This window comes from Lacunimicrobium album (assembly GCF_052161635.1).
Lineage (GTDB): Bacteria > Planctomycetota > Planctomycetia > Planctomycetales > Planctomycetaceae > SXPC01.
Genome location: NZ_CP197413.1, coordinates 3374096 through 3399941, shown reverse-complemented (window position 1 = coordinate 3399941; position 25846 = coordinate 3374096). Strand labels below are relative to the sequence as shown.

The following is a 25846-nucleotide window of genomic DNA, read 5'->3' as shown; positions in this document are numbered from 1 at the left end:
CGCAAATTGAGCCGGGGTCGTGCAATCCCCCGGGTGGTGAGATTTTTGACGTTCTCAATCGCAGACGTACCGAATCCAGCACGTCCCGAGAACGGTTCTCACTCAGATACGCCTCTCACAGCGGTGAGGATTCAGCGTTGTTACAAATTTTGCATGAATCTGACAACTTTTCCCTGGCGCAAACAGATCGCATCAGGACAGCGTTGATGATACCGTCCTGATGCGATCTTGAATTGACATGCTGATATTACTTGGACTCAGTAGAAACGGCTTCAATAAGGTAGGTTTTCCCGCCATATTCAAAGGAAACCTTCTCGCCCAGCGACAGGAATGAGCGGACCTCGTCATTCGTGTCAGCAAGCTGGAAATAGTCTTTCGAGAAGGGCGTGACTTTGATCGCGTTTTTCAGCTGTTCTTCGGTCAGCTTCGATTCCATCCAGATTCCTTGCTTCTGGAAGAAGGTCTGTCCGCCGATCTGCTTACAACCCACCAGTTCCACCTGTTTGTTCTCGGCAAGACTAAAGTAAGTCACATTGCCACCGGGGGCGGCGCCTTGACCTGCTGCTGCCTTATACATTCGTTGCTTTTCAGCCCGCTGTTGAACGCCCGAGGCACCTTCTGCCTCCTGGAGAGAGTCGAGTTGGATGGTCGCCAGCTTGCGATTCTCCACCACCTCGCTCAACTTCACATCATCCTGCGCCAGAAACGAGGTGTAAGGGGTGATGATTCCAAATTCGGTCGCCAGTTTGACCAGTTCGTCGATCAGTTCCTGGTTCTTGCCATTCAGATCAATCTGGTCGATCAGCGAGGCGACACGTCGAGTCGCCCAAAGCTGGCCAATAAAGCGGTTTTCGCTCGCAGACTCTTCATGACTGACAAAGCGGATCGGAAAGGTAAACGTCTTCTCCTGACCTGCCAGCTGACCTGTGATGACGACTTCCGCTTTCATTTCCTTCTTGTAACGCCCCGCCAGAACCACCTGCTGGCCCGAGAAGATATCAAACGGCGTCTGAGGATAGACTCGTGTGACAACCGGATCAGAGTTCGGATCATCCAGCCCACGGAACGCCAGTTTGACTCCCGTCACAACGGGGCTCGCGATTCCCGCATAAAACCTGCTGACGGCCCCTTCGAGATCGCCGTCCGGCAGAACATATTCAGACAGTCCGTTGTTGTCATTACTGAGTCGATCCAGCAGTCGACTATTCACATCATAGCCAACCCCAAACGAGAAGATCCGAGCCCGGTGTTCGTTGGCGATCTGCACGTTCCTGGCAATCTTCATTTCGTTCTGCTCCCCAGCCGTCGGCAGTCCATCGGTCAGGAAAACGACATAAGACGGCATCTCATGATTCTGAAACATCTTGACGGCCTCGGTCAGCGCATCATTGATGTTCGTGCTCCCCCCATCAGTAATGCGTTCGACAAACGCCTGAGCCAGACCAAGATTCTCCGAGTTGAATTTCTGCAGCTCCGGCTTGAACTGCTCGATCTGAGTGTCATAGGCAATGATGTTGAACAAGTCGTCTTTATTGAGATGGCTCAGGCAGAAGCTCAAGGCTGATTTTGCCTGCTCGATCTTTTTCCCGTTCATGCTTCCCGAGCGATCAATCACAAAGACGATCGATTTTCTCGCGATCTGCTCGGGTTGAACGTCAAATTTCGGTCGAGCCAAAAGCAGGAAATACCCGTCGACATCAGCTTTGTTTTTGTACGAAATCCCCTGCGTTAAAAGCAGCTTGTCACCGACGTCATACAGTATCCGGAAATCGGTGGAAGGAATGGTGTTCTCTGCTTTGTAGCTCACTGTCGAATGATGTGCATTGACCTGCTTTTCTTCCACCTGATAGCCATTGACGTAGATATTGCCGATCGGCTGCGTCGTTTGAATGTCGACATTGATCGCGAATTCCTTGAGCGGGTGAGAAGAGAACTTCGCCCCTTTGAGCGGCAGCATCAGTTCGAACGCCTGCTCATCGCGAATTGGTGTCAGCTGCTTGATCAGCAGGTCGTATTTCAGCGTGACAGTCCGTTTGGCGCCGGCGGGAATGGGAAAGACACTCGTTTTATAAAGCCCATGCCCCACCCATTCGATCAACGCCGGATCGCGATTCCGCCGGACATAGTCGTCGTAGATTTTGCGGGCCTTGTCCTTATCCATAAGCTCGCCACTGTATTCTTTCCCGTCGACCAGAAACGTCAGATCAGAGGGCGAGGCAGCCAGGGGAAAGACAAAGCTTGTCTCAATCTGCGAGGAACCGGTATTGTGGAATATCTGCGAAATCTGGCAGTGAGCAATCTGGTCTTTGATCTTCACATCCAGCTTGAGAGACTCGATCGCATAGGTGAGGGCAGGTTCAGGCAGAGGGCGTGGTTCCGGACGAGGAATGGGCCACGGAAGACGATGCTGATCCTCAGTCAGCAGGATCCCCTGTGCCACGCCCTGTCGAGGCAAAATCGAAAGGCAGACAAGAGCCACACAGACAAACGTATGGACGATTCGGAATGGGATAGCAGACATGAGCCACCTCTTCGCAATCATGAAATAGGCCGGCATTGGATAGGGCGCGAATGATCGACCGCACTAGCATTTCGATCGATCAGCGATCATTCCATTGAGACGTTCTCTGATCTGTCAGCGTTCCATCAAAAATGGCGAATTCTACCAGAACTTTTTGCTCGGAAATGTGCTTAATGAGCTGCAAATGTCTGAGATCAAGTTTGCGAAATTCAGATGAAATCTACAGAATACGTGTGCACTAACCATCATCACGAGTCGGGCCAGACCGTATGTCAGCTGGAAAAGTTCCCCCCAAAGTTCCTCCACGCCCCAGTAGCGTGACGAAATCCTCCTCCGCGAAGTCAGCACCTGCCAAGCGGCGCGAGTTGAATGAAGACGCTGCGCCAACCCCCAAGAAAACATCCGAGCCCGATAATCTGGGCGCTCTGGATTATCTTGTGGAATACAAGGAAGTCGTGCTCGCGCTGGTTGTCGGGCTCATCGGCTATGGCACGTACGCTTACTTCCAACCCTATTTCGCCGCCCAGGAAGCCGCCAAGCAAAAGCCCGTCATCAGTGCCCAACTGAAAAACGAAGTGGCTCCTCCCCCAGCCGGAGTACTGCGAGAAGCAGTCGCCAGCAATTCCAACACAGTCGCCCCCTCGGCCAGACAAGTCACGCCCGGGATAACCCCTGTGGCGCAACCGTCGGCTGGGCTCACTGAACCCGTCGCCTCGACCACTCCTGCCAAAACCTATGCTCCGCGCAAGATCGAGTACTTGCAGCCAACGTCCACGCCCGTCACTTCCACGACGACTTCGTCTCCCAAAGTCTACATCCCTGTCACCGCAGGAACATCCTCGTCCGGCAAGCCAACAATCTCCGGCACGATTCCCTCAAACTCCACGAAACCTGCCCCAGAAAATCGCCAGCGTCCTGGCTTTTAGGACCAGTGTAACTTTCAAGACGAGCCTTCAAGCTGCCGCGTGGGCAAGAGAAATCAAACCACGGATGAACACAAAAAACACGGGTAGAAAACAATCAAGTCAAAATGTTCGCAGGAGTGAGAGCAACAGCCTCTGCTCTTCTTCACTTCTTCTGATCTGTGTTCATCCGTGTTTATCTGCGGTTCACTTCTTCTTTCAAACTCTGTGCTCTCTGTGACCTCTGTGTCAAAGCCCTTCTTCCCAACTCCTACTCTTCCACTAGCGTCGGCTGTCCCTTCAAGACCCGGATCTGGACCTTAATCACTTTCCTCGCATCCGCTTCCAGTACAGTCACTTCGAGGTTATTCCAGGTCACAGATTCGTTCTCCTTGGGGATGCGTCCCAGACGGGCGAAGACGAAGCCGCCGATGGTGTCGTAATCTTCGTCCTCAGACAGGCCGTAGTCGAACTTCTCGTTCAACTCATCAATATGGACGCGACCATCGACAACCGCGATCCCTTCTTCGAGTTCCTCAATGCGCTGTTCCTCTTCTTCGTCATATTCATCGGTGATCTCGCCGACGATTTCTTCGAGGATATCTTCCATCGTGACCAGTCCCGAAATCCCGCCATACTCATCCAGGACGATCGCAATGTGGACCCGTTCGCGCTTGAGGATTTCGAGCAGGGTATTGATCCCGGTCGTCTCGGGAACATAAAACGGCTTGCGCAGGATTCGCAGCACATCCCACCCATCCTGCGACGGATGAGCCGTTTCCTTGAGCAGGTCCTTGGCGTAAAGGACCCCCTTCACGTCATCGGTTGACTCTCCGATGACCGGCATTCGCGAATGCCCCGACTTGATCAGTTCATCACGCGCCTCTTCGATGGTCACATCCGCAGACAGACATTTCATGTCCGTCCGAGGCGTCATGATCGAGCCGACGGTCGAATCCGCCAGTTCAATCACGCGCGAGATCATCCGACCCGCCCCTTCTTCGAGAATCCCCTCCCGTTGACCTTCATCGATATAGCTCATGATCTCGTCGGTGACGATCCCGGCATCATGGGCTTCGGGCTCGTCACGTCCACTGACGCGGTGGAGAATGTGATCGAGTCGCTCGGCCAGCAGGGTGACTGGTTTGAAGAGTGTCGTGACAACGGAGATCGTCGGCCAAAGTTTGTAAAGCAGTATCTCCGGCACAACGCGGGCAATCGCCCAGGTCATAATCGTCGACAGGACCACCAGCAATGTGAACGTCGCGACCAGAACGCACAGCTCACTGAAGCGTTGCCAACTCGAGGCAGCGGAGTCCTCGACCATCGGAATCGAGATATAGCTGAGCAGGTAGATCAGCAGGACATTCGAAATCGCAAACAGCACATCCCAGGCGATCTGTGCCTTGAACTCGCGCTTGAGAATATGACGAAATCGCTCGTCATTATTCTTCTTCTCACACAGTCCTTCCAGGCGACTGACGGAGTAGCTGCGAATAGAAAAAGAGACCAGCCCGCTCAGAATCAACAGGCCAAAAGAAACGATACTCAAAAAGTGTGGCAGCATGTTTTGTTCGTCGATTGTCGACGAGATTATTCCATGGAGGAAGGGTTGCGAGACCATGATCTTAGCACACCCGCAGACCTGTCAGCAGTCGTTTTACAGAAATTCATAACTTCTGAAAGAACTGAACCGCAGATAAACACAGATAGAAGACGTCAAGATATTAAACGCGCCGCATTCCCCTTATCTGTGTGAATCTGCGTTTATCTGCGGTTCAATCTCCGGAATCTCAATGGGACGCTCCGTCGTTTCCCGATCGCGGCAGCCCCCAGGATTGCAGGTAATGGGACTCCCGCTGACGCATCTGGGCAATGTCGGCGTCAGTGTGATCGTCGTAGCCACACAGGTGCAAAGTGCCGTGGAGCAGATAGTACATCAGCTCGTTCTCCGCCGACCAGCCGAAGTCCGCCGCCTGGTCGATCGCCATCTCAGCCGAGACAATGACTTCCCCTTCGACATGCTTGAGATCATCGCGGTCGTCCAGGCGAAAACTAAGGACATCCGTCGGATAGTCATGCGAAAGAAACTTCACATTCAACTCGTGCATCTGCTGATGACCAATGATCGAAACACTGACCTCACCCCCGCTCGCCCCTTCACCACGCAGAACATCAGCAAGACGCGAGCAAATCAAGTCGTCACTCAGAGCAACTTTGGAACAAGCTCGATCGACTTCAATAAGAAAGGCTGTCGAATTCACAGAGCGATCAATCATGGCTTTCGTAGGGTCCGCTGTGCGGACCGTCAATCGGCGTACAATTCAATGACGACTTTTGATTTAAAAAGAGGATCTCGTTTTCGTAAATATTGCGTGAAACGGTCCGCACAGCGGACCCTACACGAATTCTTCAAGACGCGTTACGAGCCTCGGCCATCGCCGGGAGGATGATCTTCGTCTCGGACTTTCCCTCGCCACGCTCAATCTTTGATTCCGACTTGGCATCCGGGTAGGCGATCCGTCCGTGATAAATCCCGGTCAACGACTTGATCAGCGAGTCTTCAATGTGCTGAAGCTCGGTAAGCGTCAGGGTACTCTCGTCGAACTGTCCATCGAGCAGGCGCTTCATTGTGATATCGTGAACGAGTCTCTCGATACGGGCTGGCGTCGGTTCGCTCAACGTCCGGCTGGCACTTTCAACCGCATCCGAGAGCATCAGAATGCCGGTCTCTTTCGACTGCGGCTTCGGCCCTGGATAGCGGAAGCTCGATTCCTCGACCATGCCGCTGCGGTTGTCGTCCATCTCCGCCTTCTCGCGGGCAGCATGATAAAAGTACTCGACGAGCGTTGTGCCGTGGTGCTGTTCGATAAAGTCGATCAGCGCCTGAGGCAATCCGTACTGCTCAGCAATATTGACCCCCTCTTTCACGTGACCAATGATGATCAGCGTACTCATCGCCGGAGCGAGAGAATCGTGTTTGTTCGGCATCCCCGAACGACGATTTTCGACGAAGTACTCGGCCTTCGGAATCTTCCCGACATCGTGGAAGTAAGCCCCGATCCGCGTCAGCAGACCATTGGCCCCAATCGACTCTGCAGCCGCTTCTGCAATACTCGCGACCGTGATCGAGTGGTTGTAAGTTCCCGGAGCACGTCGCACGAGTTCCTGAAGCAGCGGGTGAGACGGCTCGCTCAATTCCAGCAGACTGATGCCCGTGACGACACCAAAGATCGATTCAATAAACGGCAGCGACCCCGCAACGAAATACCCCGCAACAACACACCACCCCCCGCCACGCAGCGAATTGATCAGCTTATAAGGATCCTGCAGCACCGCAGAAATATCCTGCGAAGCAACAACGTGCATCCCGATGTTGACGAAGATGTAAACAATCCCCGCCAGAATCCCCGCCCAGATAATGATCGAGCGAGACTGCATGCGGTACATGAGGACCGTCGAAACGGTCGACGTACTCAGCAGCACCACAAACTGCGTCAAATCCAATTGAGTCGACAAGGTCACAATCAAACACAACGAAAGAGCGGTCAGACACGCCAGCGCCTGGCTGTACGCAACCGAGAAGATCATGACCGTGACCATGACCGGAATAACTTCCGCCTGCCAAGGGTCGTATGAGAACCAGCGGGAGAACAAAACCGTCAACACGATCGCCGCCAGATAGGTCGACAATGCCGGCAGTGAACCGACCAGCCTTGGTTCATACTGCGCGACGTAAAACCCGTTGATCAACAGCAGAACAACCAGCAGCGACGCAATCATCGCGATCCGCAGGATCGTCTCCATCCAGCTCGACTGGTTGATCAGCGCCCGGTATTCTGCCTGCAATTTATTGAGGAGCAGATTGTCTTTCTCGATGACGCCGTTGGGAGGGAGCAGGGTATCGCCGACGAGAATCTTGTCTCTGACTTCCTGGACATTCATCCGCACGCGACTGCGCGCTTCCTGCGTCATCGCCTGATCATAGCGCAGCGAAGGCAGCAGGTGAGTCCGCAGCCACATCATCAGCGGCGTCTTGATCGGATCAAGGGCAGGGTAGTTCTGCAGATTGCGTCCAATCAGACCCGCATCATTGAGCAGGTCAGCCGCACGGACATCGACTAGGTGCACCTCAATCGGCTTGGGTTCCGTCAGTCCACCCGCCAGCTCGTTGTCAGCCGGGATGATCGCGATGACCGAATCCCCAATTTCCAGACGGTTCACTTCTTCCTGCGAGATGATCCCGGAAACCATGATCGGCTCCAGCAGCTGCTTCATCTCTTCGACGATCGAGCTGATGATCGTTTCTGTACGCGTAACATCGCCGGGACTGATCGAGCTTTTCAGCTGGGAATAGATATTGCGAACCTGCTGTTGTGTCGATGTATCGCCCAACTCGCCGTAGTTCGGTTGCAGGCCGAAATCGCGTCTCAGGTTCCTCGGCAGCTCTTCCAGAGAATCACTCTCGGAAATCGTCCCAAGATCCGCCTGCAAAGCGCGAGGCAGCGTTCTCAGGAACGCAGCATCATTGCGGAAGTAGAAAGGGACCTGCTTTTCCTGCTCGTTGCGAACGCGGTTCGTTTCGAACGTGTTGACGATCTCAAACGTCGTGCGCGCAGACAGGCCGTGTGGAAACTGATCGCCGATCCGGTGAGGAAACGGAGACCGCCAGCTTTCCGTAATCAACAGCAGAGCGAGAATCGTGATTCCGCACAGGATCGCCCGGTTCATCTGCTGACGGGTCGTCCACTGCTGTCCAAAGCCGAAGGGAAACGTCCGCTTTTTTGCCAGCATATTGCCAACAGGTTTGCGGGGCTTTTTCCCGGTCCAGAATTTCATGCACTCGCCTCAGAGGGGAACTTGCACGTGACGTCACTGGAATGACCAGTCATCAGGTCACGATCCGAAGACCGACCTGCCACGTGTCCATAAAGTATAGCAGACGTTTTTCCGCCGGATACAACCCCCGCCGGTCAATTTTGCGATCCCTCAAGCGAGCACGCGAATTTGCAAGATTGCTGCATTCCAAGCTTGATTTCCAAGCCCCTTCCCGTTCCAGGCCACATCGCCGCCCGCATAATCCGAAGATCGCAAAACAAAAAAAGGCCCTGCCAGATCACCCGGCAGGGCCTTTTGGTCTTCAAATTATAACTTACTTCTGAGCAGAGATCTCAAGATCAATCACGTTCGCACCAGGACCGACGGTCTTCATTAAAGTCGTCGTGCTGGCATCGGCAAGCTCACGAGGGATTTTGACCTTAGGCTCAGCGACACCATCGATCATTGAACTTGGAGTGACAGTGACTTTGTAGTCTCCAGCTTCAATGGCGGTTTCGCCACGACCTTTTACGATTTTATATTGACCGTCCGATAATGCACCACCAATCGCCATAGAACCGTCAGCAACGGAATAATACCGCACCTCAAAACCTCCCATGGGATTTCCATCAACGCGGACAGTTCCAGTGACAGACCCTGTCGTTGAGCCACCACAGCCGGAAATGACTAGAAGCAGCAAAGAAGTTGTGAGGAGCTTGATTGGCGACATGAAATTTTCTCGATATTCAGTTTGTAATGAGAAAGAAACACGAGGGAATGGCTTGGCGAGCAAACACTTAGAATTCCCCAATGACTTGCCCGTCAGCTCTCAGGCAAAGTGGGCTCAGAACCCTGGTAACGTCCATTGATTCTGAAAGGAAACGAACTCCTCCGTCACCTAACAAAACTTGTGCGCCGCCTTTGTGTAGACTGCTGATACCCTTCCCGAGATTTACCTGTGAACCTGCTGCAGCGTGATCGACGTTGATTCCGAGCTCACCACGGGACAAGTTCGAGCCAACTGAAGACCATGCGTTCGATGAACGACTTCCTGAACCGATCCAAACCGCAGCTCTAAAGTTGTGGCCATCTGCTGCAGGACCACCGTCCCGTTCATTGATGAAGATGGTGTTAGAAAGACCATCTAGAATGTCACTAAATTTGGTATAGCTTTCAAAATAGAAAACACCTCTCCATTTAACTTCGTTTGCTCCGGCGGCATGAACTTGCCCATTATACTCTCCCATGCCCGTGTAATTTGAAGTCGCTACCTTAAATGGTCTACCCGTCCCTTCGGCTCCCATGTTAGGGTGTCCCCAAACGTTTGAGTTTAACTCTGGCATAACATCGGACGGACAACGATAGACCGAGATTGGAGCCTGAAGCAAAGCCCTGACTTGATCAGTCGCAGTTGAGGTGTAGAGACTTCGAAGTGGGACATCGCCAACTCTGAGCGCATCGTATAAAGCCCCTTGCTCAATTTGAGGCAGAATGGATGCTCCCCACCCCCAGCCTGGTCTTTCAGGAACGCCTGGATTGGTCAACCCAGCCGGCAGCCGGTTGTACGTATCATGATAATTATGAAGCGCGATCCCAATCTGCTTCAGATTGTTCTTACAAGTCGAGCGGCGGGCAGCTTCGCGAGCCTGTTGGACGGCTGGGAGAAGAATGGCCACCAGCGTGGCGATAATGGCAATCACCACCAGCAGCTCGATCAACGTAAAGCCTTTTGATCGGTGCATTTGTCTCGACATATGAGAAACTCCGTAGAAGAAATGAAATGGGATGGGAGCAAAAAGAACTCATATAAACATATCGCTCATTTAGACCAGCGTCGAGTGGTCGATTGCGATTTCAAGCGTTTTTGCGGCTTTTAATTCCGCTTTACTGCGAAATATTTCACAATTAGTGGGCTCGCTGCAGAATTGTGCACAAACTGACGTTCTCGTGACCGTAGAGAAGCAACGTGCCATGCTTGCAGCTTTGGTCAAGCATGTTCTGATCACTCCAACGTCAAACGAAACCACATGCTCACCCAAAGCTGTGAGCATGGCACGACTTTTTGTAACCGCGATGGCTTAAAGTGCAGTTCGTATAAGGACTACCCAACACCGTTCCCGAAATCGTCTTCCTCATCCCCACTGCCGTGCATCTCATGCAGGCGGCGTGAGTGTTCGTCGTAAGCTTTGACGATGTCACGCACCAGCGGGTGACGCACGATGTCGGCAGCGTCCAGGCGAATCGAGCCGATGCCATGGATGTTCCGCAGACGCCTGACCGCATCCGAAAACCCGGAGGTTACCCCCGGCGGCAAGTCGAGCTGAGTATCGTCCCCCGTGACGACGATCCGCGAGCCTTGCCCCATCCGTGTCAGAAACATCTTCATCTGCGTCACGGTGGTGTTTTGAGCTTCATCGAGAATCATGTACGTATCGTTGAGCGTCCGACCACGCATGAACGCCAGCGGCAGGATCTCGATGACATCACTATCGATCAGACGCTGCACCTGGTCGTAATCCATCATCTCGCGCATCGCATCCAGCAGCGGCCGCAGGAAAGGATTGACCTTCTCGAACATGTCCCCCGGCAGAAACCCGATCTTCTCACCCGCTTCGACAGCAGGTCGCGCGAGCACGATCTTACGAACCTTCTCTTTGCGAAGAGCCGCAATCGCCATCGCCACAGCGAGATACGTTTTCCCGGACCCCGCAGGCCCACGACAAAAGACGAGATCATTCTCAAGCATCAGCCGCATATAGCGCTGCTGACCCGCCGTCTGCGCGACGATCCGCTTGCCACGATCATTGACTTCGAGCGCAATACTTTGCGAATGATCCTGGGACAGAAAGACACTCGCAAGTGCTTCATCAACCTGCCACGGATGCAGAAACTGCTTCTTCTCGACGATTGTCTTTAATCGATCGACAACCTTCTCAACCTGATGAACACCTTCACTGTCCCCTTCGAGAATCAACTTCCCTTCACGAACAACGCCACGAATCCCCGCCCGTTCGAGCATTCCCCGCAGATAAGCATCATGCGGCCCACAAATGGTCTGGATATGCTTCTGATCCTGAAATTCAATGGCGAGTTTCAATCCGCGTTTCCTTCACAGGCAGGTTGAGTCATCCGGGCTCCTTTTGAAAAGTCACTTCAGTTAATGATAACTCCCCGTCCACCCCCGTACAGAGCCTTCGGGAAGTTTTCATTGCCAGTTCATCGATCTGCACGCATGCGTTTCCAGCGGACTCTGAATGAAACCACCGGTGAAAAGCGAACCACGGATGAACACGAAGAAACACGGATGAAGAAGACATGAGAGCCGCAGATAATTGCATAGAACACGAGGTCAGAAACGTGATTCCTGACGTTTGGTTTTATCAGTGTCCATCCGTGTTGATCCGTAGTTGGTTTCTTCTCTCCAACTCTGTGCCCTCTGTGAACTCTGTGTCAAAACTCTCGTACATTCAGAACAAGAGAATTTGAACCGCAGATGAACGCAGGTGGACGCAGATCAGAATCAGAGTGATTCCATCTTATCCGTGTCGATCTGTGTTCATCCGTGGTTCAAATTTTTTGACGCGCTTTGGCGAACGACACCCCACCTACTGCGGAAGTTCGCGATTAACCGGCAGTTGCTCTCCCGTCATCAGGTCCACCCCGCTCCATTCCTGGCTGGTGTCTGAGAAGGCATCGTAAATATTCATCTCATCGCTGACGCTAATCATATTTTTATGAAGCTTTACTTGAGCTGTCTGATACTTTGAAATAACAAGTCGGTCCCATTTCGCATGCTCCGCGCAGAATGCACAGATCACTCGTCCGCTTTTGATAGCGACAGTACCATTCCCCAACATAGGGACTGCGATCCGCTTTGAGCCACCGTCGTCTGTCGCCAGAAGTTCATTTGATATTTGTATCTTATCCCATCGACCCGCCTTGGCACTGAATCCATAGACCCAGCGTTTCACGCGAAAGACGACAACTTTCCCGTCGGTCGTCGGAAACACATCTGAAACGTCCCCTTCTTCAAGATCAATGCTCGCCCATCTGCCTGTCGTCAGGCTATAGGCCTGAACGCGTTTTCCTGTTTGCGGAACGATGACAACATTGCCAGGCCCATCTTCGAGTAGTGATGGATTGTTTGTTTCTCCGACGGGACTTCCGCCGAAGCTTGGAATTTCCGGTGAAAATGACACACGAACAATTGGACGCTCATATGACTTCGCTTCATTGAGATCCAGCTGAGCAAATGCAGGTTGAGGTAAAAAGAACGCTATGGAAAGTAGTTGAGCGTAGAAAGAAAATTTCATTATTGCTCCGTGATTGAGAGAGATATCGGAAGCGACAACATGATTAGCTCACATAGCAGATCGCATGTCAAAAAGAATCTCGACACGGAGTTTCTCAGGTTATCCCATCAAATCCCTCAGAAATTGTTCTAGAGTTTGAAAGGGATCGCATCGGAGTTCGTCTTCCCGTCGAAAACAGGGAGGTTGCTCACGGGGCTCGCAAATATCACGGCCCACGTCTGCACATTTCCTCATCAATTCTTCCCATCTCCATGGCAATGATCTTCACGATCACTCACTAGAATCTGCCAAGCCCGGTCAACGAGGGAAATTGTACCGGCTAATACCAAATTCAGTTCGCCTGTTGAATTAAAATTGCTTATGGCACATGCATTGCCAATAAGCCATTCTGAAGTTCAAACCGAACTTTTCTGCTGCAGGATCTGTCAAATTCATAACGATCTGCATAATGAAGCAGCAGACTGATAAAGGATAAACCATGATTGCCGCCACCCGATTGCTCGAAGATCTTCCGCTCGATGAGCGGTTCGAGTCCTCACCACCCCCGAACCTCCGACCACTGCTGGACATTCCTCTCAACCATGTTCGCGAAGCCATTGCGCTCGTGACTGATTACGAGTTGGCCCAGATGGACAATGATGGACTGATGTCGTTGATTCTCGATACCCAGCTTCCCGCGGACGCTGTCTCCGCCCAGGTGGCCTTTGCTTGCCGCGCCGCCTCTCTTCGTCAAATGAGCCGCCAACAACTGCTCAAACTGGCCACCGACGCCCGCAATTTCTGCCAGCGTTAATCCTTGTGCCCTCGTCGATTGGTCTTACCAGGCTCGCACTGCGCGCATCAACCGGTACAGCGACGATAAACCACCAGGACCGCTCGTCCACCTACTTCGGCGTGTTCCAGTTCATCGCTCAGGATCTTTTTGGCCTCCGGTTCCCGGAAACTACCCGACCCTGCGCCGATGACCGGAATGCGATCGACTCGAACCCCTTATCCTGCATGATCGCCAGGGCGTTTCGAACAGACTGTCGAATGGACCATTCGCTGGCCATCCAGAGCAGATTGATGCCCGCCACGTGGATGATGCCCTTGTACGGAAGTCTGCCTGCGGACGTGAGAACAGCCCCGCCCAGAGGGATTGGTCCCAGTCGTCCGACCTCTCGAAACGGTTGAATCCCTGCTTTCTTTTTGATCGCTCCTGAAACCCCCTGTGGCAAAAGCAGCCACCAGGGAATGACATTCCTGTTCCAGGCGTTGACGATCACTTCGACATCCTGGGCGAGAAGATCGCCTTCGGTGATTTCGTATTGCATGGTAAGAGGTTGGAACGCAGAGGTCGCGGAGGGGAGCAGAGAACACAGAGGAGTACAATTAACGCAAAAACGCGGAGGCGCAAAGGAGGATTGTATCAGCGAGTGTTTTCTTTGCGTCGTCGCGCCATTGCGTTAAAGAATTTTGTTTCTCCTCTGCGACCTCTGCTCAACTCTGTTTTCTCTGCGTTCCAGTCTTGCTCATGTCAGCATTTTGCGCGACGCCCAAACCTTCGTCGGCAGCATCCCCAGGCCAATCACCACCAGCTGGCTGACGACAAAGATCGCCAGGTACATCAGGACCCCTTCGGTGAAGCCGTAGCTGTGCAGACCGACGCCGAGTTCGTTGACGCCGAACCAGGACCAGCAAGTCGCGATGTTGCCCGCGACTGCGAGAATCGCGAGCCCCTTACCCTTCGCCATGCCATCCCAGCGGGCATGCAGAACAAGGGCGTTCCACAGCACGATAATGAGCGCGCCGTTTTCTTTAGGGTCCCAGCCCCAGAAGCGACCCCAGCTGTCGTCCGCCCACAGACCGCCGAGGACGGTTCCGACAAAGCTGAAGAAGAGGGCGAAACACAGGGACCCGTAAATGGTCGTCAGCAGCTGTTTGGCGTCGAGCTTGCCAAGGGTTGAGGTGAAGACGCCACGCAGGATGTAGACAACTCCGAGCAGCCCGCCGATGAAGGTCGCTGCGTACCCGAGCGTCACCGTCACAACGTGCGTCGCGAGCCAGAACTGCGTATCGAGGACAGCTTGCAGGACGGTCATCGTATCACCGGTCGCGGCCAGCCCGCCGCTGAACCAGAGGCCGTCGGCAATCAGGATCGTCGCAAACCCTGCAACGGCAGCGATGATGTTGCCCAGGCCGTGTTTGAGAATCGGTTCGAGAAGAAGCCCCGCCAGAACCCCCGCCCAGCCAATGAAGATCGCCGAACTGTAGAGATTGGTAACCGGAGGCCGTCCAGAAATATACATCCGCGCGACGAGAGCAAAAATGTGGACGGCAAACGTGATGATCAGAATCCCCGTCGCCCCATTATTGAAAGCACGACTCAACGGACGCGAGTTGAACGCCACCCATCCGAGGAGAACACAAACCAGAGCCGCCAGATAATTGACACCCGAGTAATAGAACGGAGAAGTCGCGTTGAAGTAATACTCAAAATTCACCTTCGATGGCTGGTAATCTTTCGGTTTGGCCACGGCGAGAAGTTTGTGATAGTCCGCGACTGCGGTGTTGAAAGCGGCGATAGCTTTCGCATTTTCTTCCGCATTCTTGTCGACACCCTTCTCATCTTTTTCGACGTTGTAATCGCCATAGGTCGACAGCATCTCAACGAACTTCTCGTTGAACTCGTTGCCTTTCTGTTCTGCAAACCAGGTCACCAGCAGGTTGGTCATCCAGGCCTTGCGGAACGTCGTCCAGTTGCCAGCTTCATTCTCGACCAGAGGATAAACAACATTCAGCAACTGATGACTGGCCCATTCTGTTTTGACTTTCGCCCAGTCAATATCCTTCGAAGGCGGAATCACGAGTGGTGGGTTCAGGGCATCAAAACGACGAATGGCTCCCAGTGCTTCGGCGATCTGCTTCCAGATCGTTTCCGGGTTGGGATCAATCTCTGGGGGCGAGAACGTCATGCGGACCATCATTAAGGTGTTGAGCTTGCTGTAAAGCTCTTTGAGTTTTCGCTGATAAGGTGAAAACGTCAGATTGCTGAGTGTTCCCGCTTCGACTTGTTCGTTGATCGATTTGATCTCTGCATCGAATTTATCCTGATGCAGCATGATTTCAGCGGGCGAATAGACGTGAACTTTTCGCTTGGGGAGTTCCAGCAGGGCGAGAACTTCGTCGTTATCGATCTTCAACACGCGATCATGTTCGGCAATATCCGGGCGGGCAATCAAATCGAGCAGCCACTGCGTGGCGGTCACCGTAACCAGGTCGACGTCGTTGTACTCGCCATCAATCACGCCGCCAGGGATCGGATTGCCGACGTCATCGAGCTTAATCTCTACGGGACGCCATGCCGTTTCGCGTTGATTCAGAATCCGCAGGGTATTTCTCGCCAGTGTATCGATCGGCTTGGTACGCCCTTCGTAAACGATTGGAATCTCGCCGAACGCAACAATATGGGGCGCATCCGCAACGTCCTTCTGAGGACGAAGTTTCGAGAGGATGTAACCCCCGAAGCTGACAACCAGAATGGTCGTCAGGCCGATCGCCCAGACCGGTTGTCGGTCGCGAGAAGGAACTGGTGCATCGTCTTCACCAGCGACGCGAGCAGGAGCCGCCTGCCGATTCAAAAAACGCGTCAGCGTCAGGATAAACTGTGCCAGCATCCCGATCGCGACGATCATGCAGGCGACGTAGGGCATCATCCAGCCTTCGTTGCTGGTGACCGAGAGGACCGTCGATTCCCGCATCATCCCGAGAGCCGGGGCAGGGGGATTGTAGCCTGACTGGTAGAACGTCTCGCCCGCGAATCGCAGCGGATTGTTCATCCAGATGTGAGCCTGACGCGTCGAGTTGTCTTTCAGATCGACAATCTGCACATCCGACGAATAGTTGCGCGGCGTATTGGTGCCGACATAATCATCACGAGAGACGTCAATCAGATGGACCGAGTAATCCTTATAGTGACGTTCAAAACGCATGCCGACGTCATAAGTTTTCTCGCCAATCTGAATCGGCTGCTCTTTGGTAAACAGCGTGAACAGCCACGTTCCGAGACTGTCGCCCGTCTTCGTATCGATCAGTTCAGCCACGAGCGAGGGCATATCAACGCGCCCACTATCAACGCCCGTAATCGGAGCAACTTCTTCTGCAAAAATCTTGGCGCCCTGGCCTTTGGTAGCCAGGGGCGTCTCACCCTCTTTGAGTTCGCGCGCATCCGAGTTCACCATGTAACGCAAAGGCTTGATCGTGAAGGGCAGTTGGGCATCGCTGAGTGTTGTATCGACACTCTTAAGAAGTTCCGCCGGGACGATCACTTCGGTATCCGACTCAGGAGCAGAGCGGTCGATGATCGCCAGTTCGTAGTCGCGGATGTCTTCGGTGAAGTTCCGCGTATCCCCTTCTTCCAGTCGCATCTGCGACTCGACGTGATTCATGTGAACGTTCAATTCATTGGCCATGAGCAGCAGCACGCCCGCATGCAGCAACACGATCCCTGCACGCTTTTTGAAGACCAGCCAGCATCCAGCCAGCAGGACCAGAGAAGCACCCGCGCCCTTGAGGAGTTGCCACAGGATCCGCATCCCGGAGTCATCAATCTGCAGCGACGGCGTCAGGAACAGCCACACGCTGCAGCCCGTCAAACCGAGTCCAAGAAGCCCGTACAGCCAGAACTCGCCGGTCTTCTTGGATGGCGTCTTGGCTGCAGAGATGATCGAGAGAATTCCAGTGACGAGCAGCGAGCCGAGGAAGACTTTCCAGACAGTCGATTCACTCAACAGGCTACCCGCCTGGAGTCGACCTTCCCCCATCGAACCAGTTTGAATGACGAGAAATGTCGCGATAATCCCCACGATGATCGTGAAGATTCCCGAGGTGAGTCGAATCCCCTTCGCCTGGGACTTAAACCGCAGAGCATGCGCACACAGCAGGTTCGCCGTCATGAACGAGCCGAGCAGCCAGCCACCCGGAAACCAGAATCCCGCACCACCAAAGGGAAACGAATTCGAAGCCCGATCAATGGTCGGGAACCAGGCCGGCGGCAGAAAAACCTTGAACTCAATCCACGCAAACCAGACGCGAAAATACTGACGGACAACCGCCCAGATATCCGCTTCCGTCTGCGCCAGCGTTCCCGCCAGAACCAGAAAGACCGAGAGGGCAAACAGCAACACCGTCAGCTTCAATGACGCAATGCCATAAAGGAAATCGAGCACAGGCGAACTGGACTGTGATTTTGGTCGACGGCGCGATTCCGGAGAGGTTTGGGAATCGACATCGGTGGTTTCAAGATGAGTCGCCATAAAAGCTCGCAGGCAGAAGTTGATGTCTGTGTATTTTAGATGATGTGCCATGCTTGCGGCTTTGAGCAAGCATGTTTGGGAGACGAAGACTGGAACGCAGAGCTCGCGGAGGAGAGCAGAGGACGCAGAGTTTTGACAATGCCTTCCTCCGCGAACTCTGCTCCCCTCTGTTATCTCTGCGTTCCAGTCTTCGTCCCTGTTCTGGATCTTCTTTGAATCGCGTCAACGCCCCATAAAGGGAGCAGACATGCCCGAAGCATTAGGATTTTTCGGGCCCGTCAGTCGGACGTAACGTCCCTTGCCGGCTGGGGTTTCGATCTCCTCCACGACTTCGCTTTCGTTGTCGCTGATGAGTTCAGACAGTTTGACCTCAGGCAGGCCAAGTTGTTGACGCCAGCGGTTGATGTTGATCAGGGAGTATTCGTCCCAGGAACCATTGAGGGTAAGGGTGCTGATCGCCAGATCGAATGACTTGTCGTCATGCGGGATGCTCAAGGTGGCGAAACGCATGCTGTTGCCAGGGCCCGTCTTCCAGGCTTCCGGAACCGAGGACAGGTCCGGCTTGCCATCGACGTATTTGGTCGCTTTCAGGAAGTTGAGAATTGATTCTTCCAGCGGTGCAACCTGGTCAGCTGGACCAGACAGTTTATAGAACCAAGCCATCTCGCCGACGGGGATAATCGCCCCGATCATCGTGAACGGACCAGCAGAATCCGGCATGCTCGCAGCGGGCTTGCCAGACATAAACGGTGCTGTGATATCAGGATGCGCGGCTGGGAGAGCATCAGGAGCAGCCTGGTTCCCGGAGATAATCATCTCTTCCTTAGGGACTTTCTGCGTTTTGATCACAGGCGATCGGTCGCACGCCATCATCACGCAGGGAATGGCCAGACTAAGAATAAATGAAGGCGAAAATCGTTTGAGCATACGAGACGATCTATCAAGGCAAACAGGTTTGTACAGTTTGGGAACTTAGTGTGGAAACGTGGGCAAGCAGTGCGCCGACACGCGGGTCTTCGTCAAGCCATCGGAAAAAATGGAAAAATGTGGTTTGGTATGGAAGGTGCGTCGGTAGGAAGAGTGTGACCAGAACCCTTTTGTCGTCGCAGGTTGGTCGGTGGGATTTAACCCGAATTGTACCACCAACATAGCAAGAATCAAAGCTTGTTTTTGCGACGACAGACAGCAGCTCGCCTTGTAACTTTTCCAGTTCAATGTCTGTAAGTTCTACAAACAATTGAGCTTGTAATGTTTGCAATAGGACTGCTAAAAAGTGCAATCGGCATGGATGCCTACCGTGACACTATGTCGCGGCTGGAACGACCTCGTTTTTGGGGTCAACAAATCTCATACAAGTTGGGCGAAATTGACTTCGCTCAAGAGATCACTGGGAGATCAGAATGGATTCACTCACCAGTTTCGCGCTGATGGTCATGGCCATCGGTGGCGTAAGCGATAACGGTGCCTCTGCTTCGAAGAGTGGTTTGCTTTACTTCACAACTCCCGGTTGCCATTACTGCAACGTCGTCGCACCAAGCGTGGGCGAGCTGCAAAGGGCAGGCTACCCCGTCATTAAGATCGATGGCTCACAAAAGCCCGAAGTCGCCAGCCATTACGGGATCGATGGCTATCCCACGTTCGTTCTTGTCGTCAATGGCAAGGAAGTCGAACGGGCAGTCGGTGCCCAAAGCAAAGACAAACTCGAACGCATGGCCAGCGTCGCTCAGAAAGCCCTTCAAGAGTCCTCCAGAGTGACCGTCGCAGCCGCTGATCTCAACGCCGATGCGTCTTCTTACAATGATACCACCGCTACTCCCCGCGTCCGTCAGGCCTCCGCGAGCGAAATCATCGCCCAGGGCGCCAACGGACTCGAACGACCAACTCTGGGATCCTCAGCCATGTTCCCAGGCAAAGCCAGCGTCGCCAGCAACGCTGCTCCTGAAAAAGAAAAAGACCGTAACTGGAGCCTCTTCGGCGGTCGCAAAGAAGAAGAAAAGACAGCGGAAGCCCCCGCTGTTTATCGCGGCAACAACGAGTTCGCAGCCTCTGCAGACAAAGCACTCGAACGAACACCAGCCAGCCACGCGGCGGTCCGGATTCGCGTTCAGGATCAAAAGGGTGAAAACTTCGGTTCGGGAGCCATCATCGATTCTCGCTATGGCAAATCCGTCATCCTGACCTGTGGACACGTCCTGCGTGGACTGGCAGCAGGCAGCAAGGTCGAAGTCGATGTCTTCGCCGACGGCAAGCCCAAGACCTATGTCGCTCAGGTCATTGATTTCGATCTCGATGCAGACGTCGGTCTGATCGCAATTCCCAGCGAACAACAACTCCCCGTCGCGCTCGTCGCAGGAACTCAGTCACTGACCAACGTCGGCAGCGAAGTCTGCTCCATCGGCTGCAGTGCAGGGAATAACCCCACCAAAGAAAACCACCAGATCACCGCGATCAACAAGTACAACGGTCCAGACAACATCGAATGTAACGGCGTCCCCGTTCAAGGCCGCTCAGGTGGCGGACTGTTCGATCGCCATCAGCAGATCATCGGTGTCTGCATCGCTGCGGACCCTAAAGATCAACGCGGACTGTACTGCGGCCTGAAGCCGATTCATGGCATTCTCCGCAAAAACAAACTCGGTTACCTGCTCGGCGAAAACAGCGCAGCCCCCGCTCAGGAATCGACCATCGCCTTTGGTGAAGGAAGTCATCCTGCCCCGACGTCAGCACCCGCAGCGTCTGCCTCTCCTTTCGAAATGGCAATGTCTCAAAACAACCCGACGTCTCGCGAACCGAACATGCTGTCCAACTCAGCCACTTCGACTCCGATCCCACAGCCAGCTGCTTCTTCATGGGAAACAGCTGCGTCAAACACAAACTCAACCATGGGCCTGGGTTCTTCAATGCCAAATGTTGGCACTGCAACATCTGCTCCTGGTACTTCCAGCATTGGTTCCTCCTTAAATGCAGCCGGGACTTCTCTGCCAGCCGACGCCGCCGCGACTCTCAACAACGCCGCTGGCTCGAAGTTGACGATCATCATCGAGTCGCCCAACGGCGGTCAGCCTCAAGTCGTCATCATCCCAGCAGTCTCTGCCAGCTTCCTGGCGGAACTCCAGGGCAAACCGACTCCTGGTGAAATCAACAGCAACCTGCAAATCACCTCGGCTCGCAAAGAAAACCCGACTCCCGTCATGAACAGCATGACTCCCGCAGCAGGAAGCATGACGCCGATGACGGCTCCGTCTGCTCCAGCGACTCAAAACTGGCCCCCATCATGGGGACAACCAGAGTCCCGCTCTCAACTCCCACAAACCAGCGGAACGATCCCCTACGGCATGCAGTCAGAAATGAAAAAAGAACGCCCCCAACAAACCGGCTACTACGTCCGACGCTACAAGCGAGGCGAAATTTAACAGTCCAAAGAAAATCGACGAGACGGGAATCAGCCGATCCAAAACCAGAAATCAGGTTCACCACAGAGGCACGGAGGTCACAGAGTCGTGAAGAAAAAACTCGATTGATCGTCTTCCTCTGTGTCCTCCGTGGCTCTGTGGTTAATTCATTCTGATTGTGTTTTGTAAGCCATTTATGATTCTCCAGCCCTTCAAAGGCACAGACTTCAAAGTCTGTGCCTTTTTGCATTGTAGGATGCAGGTGAGTCTTCGAACCGCACCAATTGGATATTCAACCACGCTAGCGCTCATGAGATCTCATGGGCGCTGCCCCGCTCGCCATGAATCCTGACGGGGAAATGAATTGCGTCACTTTGGTCTGACAAGTGAGATTGTCACGTTCGACCCTCCGCGCCATAATGACAGTGTGCCGTCAGGAAACAACGCGTGCGGCTCGAAAAAAACGCGCATCAATAGAAGGAGTGAGCATGCCTATTTATAAAGACAATTCCGAGTCGATCGGACGTACACCGCTGGTCAAAATCAATCGGCTGACCGAAGGCCTGAAAGCCACTGTCCTGGCCAAGATCGAAGGCCGAAATCCAGCCTATTCTGTCAAATGCCGCATCGGCGCCGCCATGATCTGGGACGCTGAGAAGGAAGGCAAGCTCAAGCCCGGCATGCAGGTCATCGAGCCCACCAGCGGCAACACCGGGATCGCCCTCGCCTTCGTCTGTGCCGCCCGCGGTTATCCACTCACGCTCTGCATGCCGGATACGATGTCAATCGAGCGACGACAGATGCTGCGATCCTTCGGCGCCAAGATCATCCTCACTCCCGGAGCAGAAGGGATGAAAGGAGCGATCCGCACCGCAGAAGAATACGCTAAAGACCCGAACTACTACATGCCTCAGCAGTTCAAGAACCCATCGAACCCCGCGATCCACGTCAAAACCACCGGTCCCGAAATCTTCAACGATACCGAAGGCAAGATCGATTACTTCGTCGCAGGTGTCGGCACCGGCGGAACGATCACCGGCGTCTCCCGTTATCTGAAGAAGGAAAAGGGCCTGAAAGTCAAAGTCGTCGCTGTCGAACCAACTGGCAGCCCGGTTCTCTCCGGCGGCCAGCCTGGTAAGCACAAGATCCAGGGGATCGGCGCCGGGTTCGTGCCGGACATTCTCGATATGTCCCTGATCGACGAAGTCATCCAGGTCACCGACGACGAAGCCTTCGAGATGGCTCCGAAAGTCGCCAAACTGGAAGGCATCACCTGCGGCATCAGCTGCGGAGCCGCCATGGCCGCCGCCCTGAAGATCGCCGCCCGCCCGGAAGCCGAAGGCAAGACAATCGTCGTCATCCTCCCAGACAGCGGCGAGCGTTACCTCTCAACTCCCATGTTCGAGTACACACGCCACGACGATAACCAGCAGGCAGCGTAATTATCTATTGGTGAATTGATCGTTGATAAAGGCGAATCCTGTTTAGCGGGATTCGCCTTTTCTTTTGACGGGACCATGCATCACGTTGTTACTAGTCACACTGGTTTGAGACTCGAATGGTGTGGCATTTCGGACAGATCATGAAGATCAGCTGCACAAAGTCACCATATTCGCCAAAGATGTGAACTCCCTTGACAGGGACACCTCTCATGATGGCTAGTGAAACAAGCGAATGTTCCTTCTTTCTGTTGGAACATTTTGGGTTGGGGCAAAGAGCGATCGGTCGATCTTGTGCATATGGTCTACTGAATAGGAGATCGAGTTCCTGCTCTGTTTCAGGTACTGGAGAATTAAAATCGCTGAGGTTTTGTGTCAGCAGCTGTCGTGCTTTTGCCTGATTTCGTTCAGAAAGCTTCGAGATGCCAAAAATTCCGCTCCAAGAGTAGGCATCGCTCAGTTTCGCAGGGTCGTATTTGTACTTGGTCAGCTTGATCTTTGAGTGTGGGAACTCCATCGGATAATCGTCGTCTGGCCACGATTCTTTTTTGCTGACATTTTCTTCTTTAAAGAAATAGGTGACCATCTTTTTGTCGGAAACAAGACGGTAGCCGAATTCGTTGACGCGGAAATCGAAGCAGTAATAGAGTGGCAGCCAGCGAAGCCCTGGGATCGAAACGGGGATCAACGGGTCGGTCAGGTCGAAACGATGGAGCAGATGAAGATGGATACCGCCACAGTCCTCGCGAAATGCTCCTTTGCGATCTGGCGGACCGCCGAAGGTATGCTCATACTCGCTGCGACCGCTGATGGCTTTGGTGATTTGAAAGTCACCAAAAAGGAACGCTTGATGAACAACTTCAAACACGACGAACCTCCTGGAATTGTTCGCTAAGTCTTCGAAATCAGCGTCGTCGCCGTCTGCTTGGAATGCAGCCAGTGTCTCAACATCGACGTGACTCGCGGCATGACGAGATACGCCAGCGTGTAAGTCACAAACGCGTTGACGAACGCCGTCGCTAACAGACGATGCCAGCCCGAGACGTGCGGACCCAGCACGCTCGACCAGAAATAAACTGTCGGGACCACGCCGATGTAGGTCGCAACCGCCATCTTCCATTTAGGCGGAGGCGAAACCGACGGAATGCGAAAGAATGCTTCCAGGCCGTGAAGTTCGCGTCGGACGGACGGTCCATTCACAAGCGGCTCAACATCGAGTTCATACTTCGCGAACAGCTCCGACTCGTAATAACGCGCCATCGCCTCTTCAGTCTCGAAGGAGCGGAGAATGCCGTATTCACAGTCGCGGGTATCAGCTGTCGGCAGAATGAGGTGGACGCCGGTCATGCCATCAAAGTGCATCGACTCACGCACGTATTGACGCAAGATCGCATCAAACTCTTTCTCCTTACCCGGCTTGACACGCTGCGTCACCGCCACGTGAATCGCCGGTTTAGGAGCCGTGGTCGGGCAGGGCGGGGGAGTATCAGGTTTTGTAGAAGAATCGGTCATTCGAATCTGCTTTTGTAGGGTCCGCTGTGCGGACCGTCAATCGGCATTCAATCCCGAAGGTTGGTGAGTTGTTTTAAAGGACTAGCTGGTGTTGTTGTTGTTGGTGCGAATTAACGGTCCGCACAGCGGACCCTACAGTTGATCGCCGAGCTTTTCCTGCGTCGATAAAACGCTGGCGAGGTCGCTCACTTCCGTCAGAGGATTCGCCAGAATCGCTCGCAGCGAGGTCAAATGCTTGCGACCATACTTAGGCGTCGCGGAGAGGATCGTCCGTGAGACGAAGGCATCCCCTGTCTCGCGCAGTTTGTTCTGCAACGCGACGTTGATCTCGCTGATACGAGTTTGTTCGTCATTCGTCAGACGAGCCTCTTTCACCGCGTCTCGAAGATCGTTCGGAATGAACCGGTACAGCAAAATATTCGTCACCGGTTCGAGCAGCAGTTCAAACGCGGCATGCTCGTTGATCAACTTGGCAAACGCCTGCGTATTCTCCAGCCCATGTTCGAGCAGCGATCGATAGCCATCGCGTCCGATCATCTGAAACGCGGCGTGGATATAAAGCGAACTGGCCGGGCGTGAACCTTCGAGAGATCGCTTGCCGAGATCGGGAGCCCCTTCACGCAGGATGTAAGGCGCGTTCTTCTGAATCACCAGCGAAGCATGAGGATCTTTGAAGAGCAGGCAGCCGATGCCCAGCGGCGTGTAAAGCTGCTTGTGGCCATCAATCGTAATACTGTCGGCTCGCTCGATCCCTTTGAGCAAAGGTTTTGTCTTGTCGGAAAAGACATACGGCCCACCCCAGGCCGCATCGACATGGAACCAGATCCCCTCTTCTTGAGCGATGTCTGCGATCTCATCGAGAGGATCGATCACCCCGGAATCAGTCGTCCCCGCAATCCCGACGATCGCCAGGATTTTCAAATGCCGTCGATGGCAGTTACGAATGGCATCCTTAAGGGCGTTGATCTTCATCTGGTGAGAGGCATCTGTCGGCACTTTCACCAGATTGCGAACCCCCAGCCCCATCAAGTCGGCCGCTTTATCGAACGAATAATGCATCAACTCCGAGCCGATGACGACAGCCCCTTCGAAGTCATGCGTCTTTAATCCCGCGTTGAGTCCCTGTTGTTCGAGGTAGAACGGATCCTCTTCGAGCGCGAGCGCTCGGTTGCGAGCCACCCATAACGCCGTGATGTTCGCGAGTGTCCCACCCGTCGTCACAATCCCCAGCGAGGACTCCGCATCGAGAGCAAATTGAGTGTAAAACTCTTCTGGCGAGTTAAAAAACAGCTGGTGAAGCTCCGCGAGCAGTTGCATTTCCAGCGTCGTCAGGAAACCGGATGTCTCGAGTTTGACGAGATTCTGATTCCAGGTCACCAGATAGTCATTGAGCCGCTCATAAACCAGCGGCAGTGGGCTGGTCATGTGACCAATGAATCGGGGCGAGCGGATATTGACGATGCCCGGCAGAATGCGATCTTCAAGTCGCGAAAAATACTGCTCTGCAGTAGTCGGCGTGTCCGTCAGCAGGGGGAGTTGACCCTGGAGAAACTCGGCGGGCGATTTCGCAGACGAAGCGCGCGTCGGGCAGGGGACCGCGTCATGGGCAGCCGGGCAGGATTCAAAAAGCGATCGCAGATGTGGAGGGATCAAGG

At 53.7% G+C, this 25846-nt stretch carries 18 protein-coding genes and 1 pseudogene; 5 read left to right on the top strand and 14 right to left on the bottom strand.

From position 1 onward, the window contains the following. Nucleotides 1–247 precede the first annotated feature (247 nt). Nucleotides 248–2521: a VIT domain-containing protein gene (locus SH248x_RS13410; RefSeq protein WP_459554790.1), complete on the bottom strand. Its 2274-nt coding sequence runs from the start codon at nucleotides 2519–2521 to the stop codon at nucleotides 248–250. 269 nt (nucleotides 2522–2790) lie between these two features. On the opposite strand from SH248x_RS13410, the gene SH248x_RS13405 reads away from it, so the two are divergent. Next, nucleotides 2791–3447 (top strand): hypothetical protein, encoded by a 657-nt coding sequence (locus tag SH248x_RS13405; RefSeq protein ID WP_459554789.1) that lies wholly within the window; start codon nucleotides 2791–2793, stop codon nucleotides 3445–3447. Nucleotides 3448–3694: 247 nt separating this feature from the next. Here SH248x_RS13405 and SH248x_RS13400 read toward each other — a convergent pair whose 3' ends face one another. The 7 genes from SH248x_RS13400 to SH248x_RS13370 all read right to left on the bottom strand — a co-directional run bounded on the left by SH248x_RS13400 (nucleotide 3695) and on the right by SH248x_RS13370 (nucleotide 12554). Next, nucleotides 3695–4990: a hemolysin family protein gene (locus tag SH248x_RS13400; RefSeq protein WP_459554788.1), complete on the bottom strand. Its 1296-nt coding sequence runs from the start codon at nucleotides 4988–4990 to the stop codon at nucleotides 3695–3697. Between the two features lie 226 nt (nucleotides 4991–5216). Next, nucleotides 5217–5702: an rRNA maturation RNAse YbeY gene (ybeY, locus tag SH248x_RS13395; protein WP_459554787.1), complete on the bottom strand. Its 486-nt coding sequence runs from the start codon at nucleotides 5700–5702 to the stop codon at nucleotides 5217–5219. 133 nt (nucleotides 5703–5835) lie between these two features. Further along, the gene (locus SH248x_RS13390; RefSeq protein WP_459554786.1) at nucleotides 5836–8262 is read right to left on the bottom strand and encodes an HD family phosphohydrolase; all 2427 of its coding nucleotides are present in this window, start codon (nucleotides 8260–8262) and stop codon (nucleotides 5836–5838) included. Between the two features lie 313 nt (nucleotides 8263–8575). After that, nucleotides 8576–9034 (bottom strand): hypothetical protein, encoded by a 459-nt coding sequence (locus SH248x_RS13385; protein ID WP_459554785.1) that lies wholly within the window; start codon nucleotides 9032–9034, stop codon nucleotides 8576–8578. 4 nt (nucleotides 9035–9038) lie between these two features. Beyond that, nucleotides 9039–9995 carry a DUF1559 family PulG-like putative transporter gene (locus SH248x_RS13380; protein WP_459554784.1) on the bottom strand — a complete coding sequence of 319 codons (957 nt, stop codon included), beginning with the start codon at nucleotides 9993–9995 and terminating at the stop codon, nucleotides 9039–9041. 347 nt (nucleotides 9996–10342) lie between these two features. Continuing rightward, nucleotides 10343–11338: a PhoH family protein gene (locus SH248x_RS13375; protein ID WP_459554783.1), complete on the bottom strand. Its 996-nt coding sequence runs from the start codon at nucleotides 11336–11338 to the stop codon at nucleotides 10343–10345. Between the two features lie 508 nt (nucleotides 11339–11846). Then, nucleotides 11847–12554, bottom strand: coding sequence for a hypothetical protein (locus tag SH248x_RS13370; RefSeq protein ID WP_459554782.1), 708 nt, complete (start codon nucleotides 12552–12554; stop codon nucleotides 11847–11849). A gap of 478 nt (nucleotides 12555–13032) precedes the next feature. On the opposite strand from SH248x_RS13370, the gene SH248x_RS13365 reads away from it, so the two are divergent. Next, nucleotides 13033–13347: a hypothetical protein gene (locus SH248x_RS13365; protein WP_459554781.1), complete on the top strand. Its 315-nt coding sequence runs from the start codon at nucleotides 13033–13035 to the stop codon at nucleotides 13345–13347. A gap of 47 nt (nucleotides 13348–13394) precedes the next feature. Here the strand turns inward: SH248x_RS13365 and SH248x_RS13360 are convergent. From SH248x_RS13360 to SH248x_RS13350, 3 genes and pseudogenes are all read right to left on the bottom strand, one after another. Further along, nucleotides 13395–13867: pseudogene (locus SH248x_RS13360) on the bottom strand (macro domain-containing protein). Nucleotides 13868–14065: 198 nt separating this feature from the next. Continuing rightward, on the bottom strand, nucleotides 14066–17899 hold the full coding sequence (locus SH248x_RS13355) for a cytochrome c biogenesis protein (protein ID WP_459554780.1): 3834 nt from the start codon (nucleotides 17897–17899) through the stop codon (nucleotides 14066–14068). A 171-nt stretch (nucleotides 17900–18070) separates the two neighbouring features. After that, nucleotides 18071–18775: a hypothetical protein gene (locus tag SH248x_RS13350; RefSeq protein WP_459554779.1), complete on the bottom strand. Its 705-nt coding sequence runs from the start codon at nucleotides 18773–18775 to the stop codon at nucleotides 18071–18073. Nucleotides 18776–19248: 473 nt separating this feature from the next. Between SH248x_RS13350 and SH248x_RS13345 the strand changes: the two genes are divergently transcribed. Together SH248x_RS13345 and cysK are read left to right on the top strand one after the other, a co-directional pair. Further along, a complete protein-coding gene (locus SH248x_RS13345) occupies nucleotides 19249–21261 on the top strand; it encodes a trypsin-like peptidase domain-containing protein (protein WP_459554778.1) in 2013 nt (670 codons plus the stop codon). Between the two features lie 467 nt (nucleotides 21262–21728). Further along, the gene (gene cysK, locus SH248x_RS13340; protein ID WP_459554777.1) at nucleotides 21729–22682 is read left to right on the top strand and encodes a PLP-dependent cysteine synthase family protein; all 954 of its coding nucleotides are present in this window, start codon (nucleotides 21729–21731) and stop codon (nucleotides 22680–22682) included. A gap of 91 nt (nucleotides 22683–22773) precedes the next feature. On the opposite strand, the gene SH248x_RS13335 is transcribed toward cysK, so the two are convergent. Beyond that, complete coding sequence (locus tag SH248x_RS13335; protein ID WP_459554776.1) at nucleotides 22774–23367, bottom strand: hypothetical protein; 594 nt, start codon at nucleotides 23365–23367, stop codon at nucleotides 22774–22776. A gap of 36 nt (nucleotides 23368–23403) precedes the next feature. Here SH248x_RS13335 and SH248x_RS13330 point away from each other — a divergent pair, with 36 nt between their 5' ends. Beyond that, the gene (locus SH248x_RS13330) at nucleotides 23404–23574 is read left to right on the top strand and encodes a hypothetical protein (protein WP_459554775.1); all 171 of its coding nucleotides are present in this window, start codon (nucleotides 23404–23406) and stop codon (nucleotides 23572–23574) included. On the opposite strand, the gene SH248x_RS13325 is transcribed toward SH248x_RS13330, so the two are convergent. Both SH248x_RS13325 and SH248x_RS13320 read right to left on the bottom strand, forming a co-directional pair. After that, nucleotides 23571–24191: an antibiotic biosynthesis monooxygenase gene (locus tag SH248x_RS13325; protein ID WP_459554774.1), complete on the bottom strand. Its 621-nt coding sequence runs from the start codon at nucleotides 24189–24191 to the stop codon at nucleotides 23571–23573. The genes SH248x_RS13330 and SH248x_RS13325 overlap by 4 nt on opposite strands. 132 nt (nucleotides 24192–24323) lie before the next feature. Beyond that, a complete protein-coding gene (locus SH248x_RS13320; RefSeq protein WP_459554773.1) occupies nucleotides 24324–25844 on the bottom strand; it encodes a PLP-dependent aminotransferase family protein in 1521 nt (506 codons plus the stop codon). Nucleotides 25845–25846 lie beyond the last annotated feature (2 nt).

Coding starts and splice junctions, on each gene's coding strand:
- SH248x_RS13400 (WP_459554788.1), bottom strand. CDS start 4,990: ATGCTGCCACACTTTTTGAGTATCGTTTCTTTTGGCCTGTTGATTCTG.
- SH248x_RS13330 (WP_459554775.1), top strand. CDS start 23,404: ATGGATACCGCCACAGTCCTCGCGAAATGCTCCTTTGCGATCTGGCGG.
- SH248x_RS13365 (WP_459554781.1), top strand. CDS start 13,033: ATGATTGCCGCCACCCGATTGCTCGAAGATCTTCCGCTCGATGAGCGG.
- SH248x_RS13410 (WP_459554790.1), bottom strand. CDS start 2,521: ATGTCTGCTATCCCATTCCGAATCGTCCATACGTTTGTCTGTGTGGCT.
- SH248x_RS13325 (WP_459554774.1), bottom strand. CDS start 24,191: ATGACCGATTCTTCTACAAAACCTGATACTCCCCCGCCCTGCCCGACC.
- SH248x_RS13350 (WP_459554779.1), bottom strand. CDS start 18,775: ATGCTCAAACGATTTTCGCCTTCATTTATTCTTAGTCTGGCCATTCCC.
- cysK (WP_459554777.1), top strand. CDS start 21,729: ATGCCTATTTATAAAGACAATTCCGAGTCGATCGGACGTACACCGCTG.
- SH248x_RS13405 (WP_459554789.1), top strand. CDS start 2,791: ATGTCAGCTGGAAAAGTTCCCCCCAAAGTTCCTCCACGCCCCAGTAGC.
- SH248x_RS13390 (WP_459554786.1), bottom strand. CDS start 8,262: ATGAAATTCTGGACCGGGAAAAAGCCCCGCAAACCTGTTGGCAATATG.
- SH248x_RS13370 (WP_459554782.1), bottom strand. CDS start 12,554: ATGAAATTTTCTTTCTACGCTCAACTACTTTCCATAGCGTTCTTTTTA.
- ybeY (WP_459554787.1), bottom strand. CDS start 5,702: ATGATTGATCGCTCTGTGAATTCGACAGCCTTTCTTATTGAAGTCGAT.
- SH248x_RS13345 (WP_459554778.1), top strand. CDS start 19,249: ATGGATTCACTCACCAGTTTCGCGCTGATGGTCATGGCCATCGGTGGC.
- SH248x_RS13380 (WP_459554784.1), bottom strand. CDS start 9,995: ATGTCGAGACAAATGCACCGATCAAAAGGCTTTACGTTGATCGAGCTG.
- SH248x_RS13355 (WP_459554780.1), bottom strand. CDS start 17,899: ATGGCACATCATCTAAAATACACAGACATCAACTTCTGCCTGCGAGCT.